Raw genomic sequence first — 317 nt, forward strand, 5'->3', positions numbered from 1 at the left:
CTGGGCCGTGTCTCAGTCCCAGTGTGGCCGGTCGCCCTCTCAGGCCGGCTACCCGTCGTCGCCTTGGTAGGCCATAACCCCACCAACAAGCTGATAGGCCGCGGGCTCATCCTGCACCGCCGGAGCTATACACCGACCCCCATGCGGAGTAATGTCATATCCTGTATTAGACACCTTTTCCATGGCTTGTCCAAGACTGCAGGGCAGATAGCCCACGTGTTACTCACCCGTTCGCCACTGATCCACCCCGAAGGGCTTCACCGATCGACTTGCATGACTTAAGCACGCCGCCAGCGTTCGTCCTGAGCCAGGATCAA

The 317-nt window shown here is 59.9% G+C and carries 1 rRNA gene; it reads right to left on the reverse strand.

The features are described from left to right. Positions 1-317 (reverse strand): 16S ribosomal RNA (locus tag PUR61_RS03030); the annotation flags it as partial.

The organism is Streptomyces sp. BE20, assembly GCF_036322525.1.
GTDB lineage: Bacteria > Actinomycetota > Actinomycetes > Streptomycetales > Streptomycetaceae > Kitasatospora.